Raw genomic sequence first — 10,195 nt, 5'->3', positions numbered from 1 at the left:
TTCTACAGGAATGAGATATGGTAACTATTCAAAAGTGAGAGCAAAAGATATAATTGATAATTGTATATCAGTTATAGATAACAAAGACCAAAATAAACAATTAAAAATCCCACTAAATAAAATATCAAAAGCTATACTTGAAAAATATAACTATCAACTTCCTGTAATTTCAAGTCAAAAATTTAATGTTTATATCAAAGAAGCAATTGGGGATGTAGATGACTCCTATAAAGAGGAAATAAAGAAAACCACAAAAATTGGTAATAAAATAATTGAGGAAGATATAATGTTCTGCGACAGGATATCTAGCCACACAGCGCGAAGAAGTTTTATTACTATTATGAAAAACAAAAAAATACCCGATAAAATTATCATGGAATTTACAGGGCATAAGAGCCTAGAAATTTTTAATAAATACTACAAACCTAACGAGGAAGATAAAAATGATTTCATGTCTTCTGTTTGGAATAACTAAAACAAATAATGGACAACGAACAAAAAAAAGTAGATGATTTAACCAACATCGCTAAAATAATCCTTGAGAATACGATACTTAAAATTGATATTGAAGGACAAAATAAAATGAATGAGGAATTACTAGAAAAAATTGAATTAAACCAAAATAAGTACAATGAAATTTTTATCGAAAATGGTAAACTTAGAGTACAACTTGAAATTATAAAAGACGAAGTGAAGGCGACAAACGTTGAAGAAGTTTTATCTATTATTCGCAAACTTAAAGACACCTTAAAAGATAGTGCCTTTCATAAAAAACAATATGAGACTTTAGTGCGTGAAGTAGACTATGTATATGTAAATCAATTCGACAAGTTACTATGGGGAGACAATTATCCTGCTCTAAAAGTCCTATTTAGGTATTTACAAGAAATGAATGCGTTATCAGTAAATTGGAGTTATTTCGCAAGTAAAATGGATTATGGAAACATGGATTCTATCAATCTTAATACTAAGATACTATCCAAACAAGATATCGGATATCTTTTAGCTAAAATCAAGCCATTTTTCTTAGATGAATTCACCGGAAAAGCATCTAGATATCATGCTATAATAGGGAAAAAATTCACAATTGACAGCATTCCCTTAGAAAGTTCCTTCTTCAAAAAATATCTTCGTAAATATAATTCTGGCAAAATACCTGATAATTTAAAAATGTCAGAAATTGATAAATTAGCTTTAGATATAACTATTAAATATTATTAAATAATCATATCAAAGGAATAAATTCTATGCAATTCGTTTAAGCTCTCCATTCCTTCTCTGTCAAATTCTTAAATCACAATTGCAAAAATACATTAACAAACTGATATTCAATTAATTAAAAAATATCGCTTTTTAACTTTCCCTCTTTTTACCCTCTTCTCATTCTTTAAAATCTTTGCTGCAAGCATTTTAAAAATAAAAAGAATGGAAAAAATTGTAGTTACTACAACCGAAGAATTGGCATTTATGATTGATCAATCTGTTGATGCCAAATTTACACAGCTTAAAAAATTTATGACCGAACAGTTAAACCCTCCTAAGAGGAAATACACTGTTAAAGAAGCAGCAACGAAATTTAATGTTACTGATTTAACCGTTAGAAACTGGATCAAAAAAGGTTACTTGAAAGGCGATAAAATTGGCAGAAGAGTACTTATTGATGCTTCTGAGCTTGAAAAATCCCTAACCGAAATCAAATCACTTAAATACAAGAGATTATGAATTCATTTTTCCAACAGCACGGCTTTTCGATTGAAAACATTGAAATCCAATTAAGAGAAATTACAAGTCAAATCGAATATATGAAGGCTAAATATCCTTTAGATATTGAAGCTAATCAATTCTTTGATTGGTGCTTTAAAAGGTTCGACATAATAATTGATCTGGTTAAGTTTAACCCAAGATTTGGATGGGCAGAAATTCAAAAGGAAATGGACAATTCTTACCAAATCCACAGGAACACAACTGGTTTTATTTTACTATTAGACCATGACTTAACAAATCCAAGTAAAAGAATACTAATAGAAAGAAATATTTCAAAATTATGAATAATCAAATTATAGAAAAGCCAACATACATACGTATTGGTACTGAATATTACAAAAGAGTTGAAATCCCATTATTTAGTGGTGATAGTTTAAAAACCATTAAAAAATGGAAAAAATCTGAAATCATTAGTGACGAGGGTAGGGATGCATTGGATAATATTAAAAAATTTGATGGTTTTTGTTTTATTCCGTCACACACAAACTATCAGCAAGAAATTAAGAATTTTTACAATCAGTATGAGAAAATAGATATAAAGCCTAAACCGGGGGATTTCACTGAGACAATAAATTTTCTAACACATATTTTTGGAGAGCAATTAGATATAGGGTTGGATTATTTGACAATTATTTGGCGTCATCCCACACAGATACTACCTATTCTATGTCTTGTTAGCAATGAGCGACATACCGGTAAGACAACATTTCTAAACTGGTTAAAACTCATTTTCCAAGGCAATATGACCATTAATAAAAATGAAGACTTTAGAAGTCGATTTAATGCTGATTGGGCTTCTAAATCAATAGTAGCAGTTGATGAAGTACTCTTGGATAAAAAAGAGGATAGTGAACGTATTAAAAACCTTTCTACTGCAGTTAGCCACAAGACAGAGTCTAAAGGAGTAGACAAGGTAGAATCGTTCTTCATCGGTAAATTCATATTATGTTCTAACAATGAGACAAATTTTATACAGGTTGATGAAAAAGAAATTAGATATTGGGTTATAAAAGTCCACACCCTACCGCAGGTTAATGGTGACCCAAAATATTTAGACAAACTTCGTTTAGAGTTGCCACATTTTATCGACCATCTAAACAAACGTAAAATTTCCTCTCCTAATAAAACTAGAATGTGGTTTACAAAACAGCAAATTCACACCACTGCTTTAGAAAAACTAGTCAATGGAAATAGAACGTATTTAGATAAAGAAATACAAGAGATAGTTTTAGATGATTTTATAAAGTACGAAGTTGATGAGATAAGTTATTCACTTGGAGATATAGTGGACAAACTCTCAAAAAACAATATAAGGACATCTACTTTTAAAATTTCAGATGCATTAAAAACTAAATTCGGACTTATAAGTAAGAACGGTTCTTATAGCAAATACAGTTTAATACTGAACACCAAAAATGAATATATCGTAGTAGCAGATAAGTCAAAAGGCAGATATTTTACCTTCCTGAAAAAAAAGTTAGAAGAGATGCAACAATAATACTTGTCGCAGTGTTGAATTAAATCTTAAAACTATGTACACCAAATACTTAGAACATAACTTTTAGTCAACAATGAATCAACAACCAAAAACATTTTATAATAATTTGTGTGTTGACAAATTGTTGACCGAAAGTTTATCTTCAATCTCCTTATCTCATTACTCTCACGGTCTTATTCAACAATTCGACAATAAAATCTTAAACTTTAAACTCACATTATTATAATTAAGTCTGTGACACAAATGTTTACAGTTTCTTTCTAACAATCAAAGCCTACCCTTATTTTCACGCTAGAAAACCATTGCCTACCCTAATTTCTTACCCTGAAATACCATTTTCTACCCTGAATCCTACCCTGATACAACCATCACTAACCCTAGCCTACCCTAAGTTCTACCCTGAAACAACCATCACCTACCCTAGCTTACCCTAAGTGTTACTCTTCGCCACACCATACATCAACCATTACTCATCCTAACAACCCTAGGTACTGCCATTTTGAAACCATTACTTAATCTTAATTAATACTACTCATTTTTCTCAAAAATTTAATAGCGCATTGCTTGATTATAATTCTTCCTTTTTATGTTTTGAAAAAAAAAAAAAAAAAAAAAAAAATCAAGGGTTACCTTTTAATTTATCTGCTATTAACTATAAAACAAACCATAATTCTAAAAAAAAAAAAAATGAATACAGCAGAAAACAAAAGTATCATTCAATTTAACACATATCAGAACCTTTTAAAAACCCCTCAATGGAAGAAAAAGAGAAATTTGATTTTAAGCCGTGATAAAAATCAATGTCAAAATTGCACCAATAACAAAAACCTACAAGTACATCATAGACAATATCATTTCAATCAAAATCTAAAGAAATTTATTAATCCTTGGGAGTATAATAATAAGTACTTAATAACTCTCTGTGAAAAATGTCATCACAATGGACATACTATATTTAAAGTTCCAGTAATCAATATAAAAAATAAATAAAATGAGCATTTTAAAAAACATCTTCAGATTTAAAACAGATCAAAAACCAGAATTAGAAATGAACTTAACTGAAACAACACAACCATCAAATTCCAACACATTCCCATCTAAGGACCTATTTATAGAGGAACAGTATCTCGAAGAAAAAGAACAACAGAAAGAATCAGCAAATTTAATTACACAATATTTAGATAAGGACTTCTATCAGTTAGGTGTTAACGAAGGTTTCACAATGCACTCAAATGAAGCTGCCCAGTCAAGAATAAAAATTATTAAATCAGATTTTCGAAATATTCTAAATCAATTAATGAATAAAAACAGCGAAAATATTCTCAAGCTTAAAAATACTGCCATAGAGGTAGCAGATATTTCTAAAGAGTTAAAAGAGAAAATTGAAAACCAAATAGAATTCTTAACCGAAGAAAATTTAAAATTTAATCAAGAAAAGATTTATTCTTCAGAAGGTGAAGGTCTTGTCATGTCTGCTATACATAACTATCGACAAGGCTTTACTTCTGGATTAAAAAGTCATTTAGACATGGAAAATCTATTAATAAAAAACAACTAAAAGATGTTAAAACTATCTTCAGCCATTATTGGCGAAAATTACAGCAACGTTTCTAAATTTCAACCATCAAGTAAACGTAAGATTAAGCTATTAGCTACTTGTTTAATTATACCAGTAACTCTATGGTTTATAACAGGTTTTCTGACTAGTAAAATAACGATGAACCATAATTTACCTTTAGCCATTACTACAGGTTTAATATCTGCTTTCTTAGTATATTTAATAGAAAGAACGATAATATTATCTGGTGGTGGATGGATTATATTAATATTCAGAATACTTCTTGGTTTTATAATTGCTAGCCTAGGTGCAGTTACTTTAGATATTGCAATTTTCAAGAATGACATTGACAATAAAATAAATAATTATAAACTTGAATATTTAGATTCCATAGAACAAGATTTTCAAATATTGCACTCAGCTGATTTAGATAATAAGGCACTACTTGTAGAAAGAGCGTATCATGACTCACAGAAAGCACAAAAAAAATACGTTGACGAGCTTCAAGGAAAAAAAGGTAATAGTAGTGGCTTAAGTGGAAATGGAGCAGTTGCCACAAAACTTGGACTAATAGCTGAGACATCACTTAAAAAATATTTACAACAAGAATTAGAGTTGCAAAATATTCAAGCATCAAAAGAACTAAATCTTAATGATAAATTAGATCAAGCTAGTGTTGATTTTAATGCTGATGGGCTTTTGATAAAAATCAAAGCGCTCAATGAATTAATTGATGAAGATTCAAATCTAAAAAAAGTTTACATTCTGTTTACTTGCTTCATTTTCATGCTAGAGTTTATAGTTGTCATAGTTAAAACGACGAGTAAAAAGTCTGTAGATGAAGAAATAGAATCTTTTAAAGACTATTCTACTTTATTAAAAATGAATCAGTACAAAAAACTGTTGCAAAGTATTGACCAGGCTATTGCAAATTTACCTCAAATTACAAAAGCTAATATATTATTAGAAACTACTAGACCCAGATATTGATTTAAAAAATCTTAAAAATACGAGGAAAAATTTTTAAAGATTTAGAGGTTAAATACGAAAGAAAACTAATAAAATAAAATTCTTCAGTTATAAGTAGAATGATTTATTTAATTTGCTATCACGTTCAAATTACTGAACAATTACGATTACAAATTAAAATAAATCTATAATGTCTGATCAAGAGTTAATAGAATTAATTAAGGAAGACCACGACTACCTTGGCTACGTTTATAAAAACAATAAAGATTCTTGTATATCATTTATGAGAAATATGTCTCCCAAAACAAGCCCTGATGATTTAAACGATATTTTTCAAGATGCCATCATCATTCTATATGAAAAAATAGTAAATGAAGATTTTCAGCTAACAGCTACTATTCAGACTTATTTAAATTCTGTTTGTCGATTTCAAATATTAAATAAATTTAGATCTGATAAAAAAAAGGTTAATCACGATAATAATTTTGAGATTATTGTTGACAAGTTGAATTATGACAACTCAATTCAAGATAATTTACAACCCATAGAACAATCTGAAGAAACACAGTTTAATGCAATTGAAAGAGCTTTAAAGGCCATTGAAAAAGCCGGAGGTAATTGTTATGAACTGCTCACTTTATTTTGGTACCATAAAAAATCAGTTGAAGAATTAACTACACATTTTGGTTATAGTAATAGTGCTAATACAAAAAACCAAAAATATAAATGTCAAAAAAGGTTGCAGAAACTAGCAATAAATTATCAAAATGGATAATAAAACAAAAGAGATAGTAAAGGAAATTTTCTCTCCAATATTAAAGGATTATTTTGAAATATCGCCACGTAATATAGATTGGTCATCAATAACTAATGCTTTTTTATTTTATGAAAAAGACGCTAAACTAGTATACACTGAAATTTATAAACTAGAACCAAAAGACCCAGAGATATTAATTACACAGTTATCAGAATTATATGATGTTTTTGCTAATCAAATGGCTGAACACTTTGTTTTAGATAGTTCTAATTCCGATTATGAGATATTAAACAATGAAACTAATTCTATCTTTAAAGAGAAAGTAGATTTTTTCAATGTATTGAAGAATGTAACAACTAAAGTAGAGCGTAGTAGAATTATTAATAAATTGCCCAACCTTGCTGAGCATAATGATTTTTCAATATCAGATAATGATATTGAGAACGCTATAAAAAAAAAAAGTCGTGAAGATTTAAAAAATAAATTCAATAAGTGGGATAAAGAATTATCTGAAAGCGAAATTCCTGTTTATACTTTGCATGAAGAAGAAAAGTTATACTCTAAAAATATAACACTTGAAAAAGATAATTATACAAAGAAAAATAAAAAAACAATTTCTCGATCTTGGCTAAAATACGCTGCGGTAGCGGCAATATTAATAACTAGTCTATTAATAGTTCAACCAACGAAAACCTCAAACGAAAAATTATTTTCACAGTACAGTACAATCGCCACAAATTATAGACAACTCAATTACGAAAGGCTTACAAGAACCTCTGAAGGTGAAGAAAACAGAAGTTTTTATGAATTTACACTAAAAAACCTTTCATCCGCTGAAACTGATATTGCCTTACAGGGTTTAAAATATTTTCATGAAGGTAATTTTGACCAATCAAAAAAATTATTAGCTAGTATTAATCCAAAAAACAAAAATTCAAAAATTCTTCTTTTTCTAGCAATATCCCAATTAAACACCAATGAAGTTGATATTGCTATTACCACCTTATTATATTTAGAAAACATACCTGATTTTCAATTTAATGATACAGTTACTTTTTATTTAGCAATTAGTTATTTGAAAAAAAATAATTTAAAAAAAGCTAAAACTCTTCTACAATCGCTTACCGACAAAGAAAGCCTATATCATAATCAAGCTCAAGAAATCATCAAAAAAATGAGATGGTTTTAATTCTTAGAAAAATTTCGATTGATGAAAGATAAATTTGAGAAACTATTAACTTTTACTGTTTTAATCTTAGTACTATATCTTATTATAAACATACTACATCTTTCATGGTATGTTGCTAATCCAGAGGGGGTATTTGGGTTTTTCTATTTTTTAGATGTAATCAGATCAATGCTAACTATAATCTTGATATCTACAGTTGCACTAGTGGGTGTATGGTATTTAATTTATTTACTAATATCATTTTTTAAAAAATCAATAAATAAAACTAAAATTTTTAAAACCTTAGTGGCCATTATTGCAGTTATAATTATTAGTGCTTTTAATCATGTGTGGGTCAATGGCTTTTCAACATACTTTAGTTTTAAGCTAGCCGATAAGTATAGCTACATAAAAACAACAGAAGATTACTTAAGTGAGGGAAAAACAGAAGAGGCATTAGAATACTCCATTAAAGCATATGAAAAAGAAAAATCGCGAAAAATTTCGTCAATATTTTTTCTAACAAAGCTATTTAGTAAATCTGAATATGACAAAAGGGAAAAACTATTTGCTAGGTATGCATCGACCATTAATTATGGACTTTGTTTAAAGGAAATCATTAGCAAAGATATATCCGCAGAAAATTATTTTCAGGAAGCTTTAACCCTTACAAATTCCTCTTTATTTACTGATTTAGAGAAACAAAATTTAAAAATTTTCCCAACTCTAAATCTTGCAGAAATTTATCAAAACAGTGGTGAATATCAAAAATCGGATACCTTCTTTAACCATTTATATGTATTAAATGAAAACGCAGAAACAAATGACATTGAATATTTAATAAACACAAATTTCATTTTTTCTGAACAAGCATCACGAATTGGAGATTTTGAAAAATTTATCCAGTTAAACAAACAATCGTTAGACCTTTATAAAAATAGCGAATTAAGTAGTAAATCCTCTTTTTACCTTACTCTTCTTTTAATAAATGCTGCAGGAGAATTATTCAATGAGAATTATTCAAAAGCTGCTGATTTAATTATTGAGGCAACTCCTATTGCTGAAGAAAAAAATGACAAACCTATCTATCAGTTTTATCTTGGCATAAAGGGTCAGTACTGCGCTTTAGGTTATCTAAATAGTTTTGGAAATGAAAAAGTATTAAAAAGCAACTTATGGACAAGATTAAAGAACCTGTTTTCAGCTGAGCAAATATTAGCTGAAAAAATGAAATTAGAAGCAGAAATGTGTTATAAAGAGGCTTTAAATTTAACTCAGGATTATTCTGGTGAAAATACTTTTGCTTATAATTCCCAACTTATTCAACTAGCGCAATTCTACTTTACCGTTGGTGATAATAAACTTGCTAAAAAACATTATGACAAAGCTCTTCGAATTCTCAATCCTAAAAAAGAGGAATACAAAGACCTCTATTATCAAGCATATTTAAAATCGCTAATAATAACAAGCTCTCAATCTTCTATAGAAGTAAATAGGATTAAAGAAATAGAAGATTTTGTATTCAACAAAGTAAATGAAAATTATATTTTTTTTACAGAAGAAGAAAAAGAAAAATATGCCATTTATATTGATAAATATATAAATCAAATTAATGAATTGCATATCCAAAACAACTCAGATAGTTCTACAGAATTACTTTACAATAATATACTTGCAATTAAAAATATTGCTCTATACTCAAATTCTAATTTAAGAACATTTCTTAATGAAGCTTCAGTAAGTTTAAAGTTAGAATACAACAATTTACTTGCGAAAAAGAAAGAGTTAGAGTTAGGAGTTGAAAACACCCATTTAAAAAAGGCTAAAGTTCTAAATCAATTAGAAAAAGCATTTAATCAGAAATTAAATAATGAAACTTCTTTTAAACCATTTCAACCAAGAAATATAAATTGGTCAATAATAAAACAGAAATTATTACCTAATGAAGTTGCAATTGAAATTATAAATATTCCTATTTCAAAATTTCCAACTAGCAATTCTCAATACTATGCATTAGTTATTCAACCAAATTCGATTGCACCTGAACTTATTCCTTTATTTAAAGAAGATGCTTTAAAGCAATTAATGAATGCAAAAGGAAATACTCAAGACAGGATAAATAGTATATATGGAAATGATAATATCTATAATTTAATTATTAAACCGTTAGAAGCCTATTTAACTCCAAAATCAATCATATACCTTTCAAAAAGCGGTTTACTTCATAATATATCCTTCCCCGCACTATTAAAAAATAAAGATTGGGAACTACATATTTTAGGAAGTACGCGTCAAATCATAAATAAGAATAAATTATCTGAATTAAGAAGCGTTGCTCTTTTTGGCGGAATTAACTATAATTCAGTCAATTCAGATTCAACAAATATCAATAGATCATTAAGTACGTTAAGCGAAAACGTATCAAAAGGATTTAAAAATGAAAATTTTAAAGATTTAAAATACACCTCAATAGAAATCAAA

Annotated in this window: 11 protein-coding genes; all 11 read left to right on the top strand. The window is 28.2% G+C overall.

Annotated features, from left to right (window positions below; genetic code table 11):
* Window positions 1-475: tyrosine-type recombinase/integrase (locus ABJI11_RS17915; RefSeq protein WP_348355428.1), on the top strand; the 475-nt coding region annotated here is incomplete at its 5' end.
* Between the two features lie 8 nt (window positions 476-483).
* Window positions 484-1,221 carry a hypothetical protein gene (locus ABJI11_RS17910; RefSeq protein WP_348355425.1) on the top strand — a complete coding sequence of 246 codons (738 nt, stop codon included), beginning with the start codon at window positions 484-486 and terminating at the stop codon, window positions 1,219-1,221.
* 204 nt (window positions 1,222-1,425) lie between these two features.
* Window positions 1,426-1,722, top strand: a complete 297-nt coding sequence (locus ABJI11_RS17905; protein WP_348355422.1) for a helix-turn-helix domain-containing protein — start codon at window positions 1,426-1,428, stop codon at window positions 1,720-1,722.
* Complete coding sequence (locus tag ABJI11_RS17900; RefSeq protein WP_348355419.1) at window positions 1,719-2,048, top strand: hypothetical protein; 330 nt, start codon at window positions 1,719-1,721, stop codon at window positions 2,046-2,048. The genes ABJI11_RS17905 and ABJI11_RS17900 overlap by 4 nt, the downstream gene beginning before the upstream one ends.
* Window positions 2,045-3,262, top strand: a complete 1,218-nt coding sequence (locus ABJI11_RS17895; protein ID WP_348355416.1) for a primase-helicase family protein — start codon at window positions 2,045-2,047, stop codon at window positions 3,260-3,262. Before ABJI11_RS17900 ends, ABJI11_RS17895 begins: the two co-directional genes overlap by 4 nt.
* Window positions 3,263-3,949: 687 nt before the next feature.
* Window positions 3,950-4,252, top strand: coding sequence for a hypothetical protein (locus ABJI11_RS17890; RefSeq protein ID WP_348355413.1), 303 nt, complete (start codon window positions 3,950-3,952; stop codon window positions 4,250-4,252).
* A gap of 1 nt (window position 4,253) precedes the next feature.
* Window positions 4,254-4,820 carry a hypothetical protein gene (locus tag ABJI11_RS17885; protein ID WP_348355410.1) on the top strand — a complete coding sequence of 189 codons (567 nt, stop codon included), beginning with the start codon at window positions 4,254-4,256 and terminating at the stop codon, window positions 4,818-4,820.
* A gap of 3 nt (window positions 4,821-4,823) precedes the next feature.
* Complete coding sequence (locus tag ABJI11_RS17880; protein ID WP_348355407.1) at window positions 4,824-5,810, top strand: DUF4407 domain-containing protein; 987 nt, start codon at window positions 4,824-4,826, stop codon at window positions 5,808-5,810.
* A 169-nt stretch (window positions 5,811-5,979) separates the two neighbouring features.
* Entirely contained in the window at window positions 5,980-6,564 is a 585-nt protein-coding gene (locus tag ABJI11_RS17875; protein WP_348355404.1) for a sigma-70 family RNA polymerase sigma factor, read from the top strand.
* Window positions 6,557-7,735, top strand: coding sequence for a hypothetical protein (locus ABJI11_RS17870; protein ID WP_348355401.1), 1,179 nt, complete (start codon window positions 6,557-6,559; stop codon window positions 7,733-7,735). The genes ABJI11_RS17875 and ABJI11_RS17870 overlap by 8 nt, the downstream gene beginning before the upstream one ends.
* Before the next feature lie 21 nt (window positions 7,736-7,756).
* Window positions 7,757-10,195, top strand: a 2,439-nt coding sequence (locus ABJI11_RS17865; protein ID WP_348355398.1) for a hypothetical protein, incomplete at its 3' end; no start/stop codon positions are given.

Origin of the sequence: Maribacter sp. (assembly GCF_039968975.1) — a bacterium.
Lineage (GTDB): Bacteria > Bacteroidota > Bacteroidia > Flavobacteriales > Flavobacteriaceae > Maribacter.
Note: the sequence above shows the minus strand (reverse complement) of the source record. Positions and strands in the feature narration are given on the sequence as shown.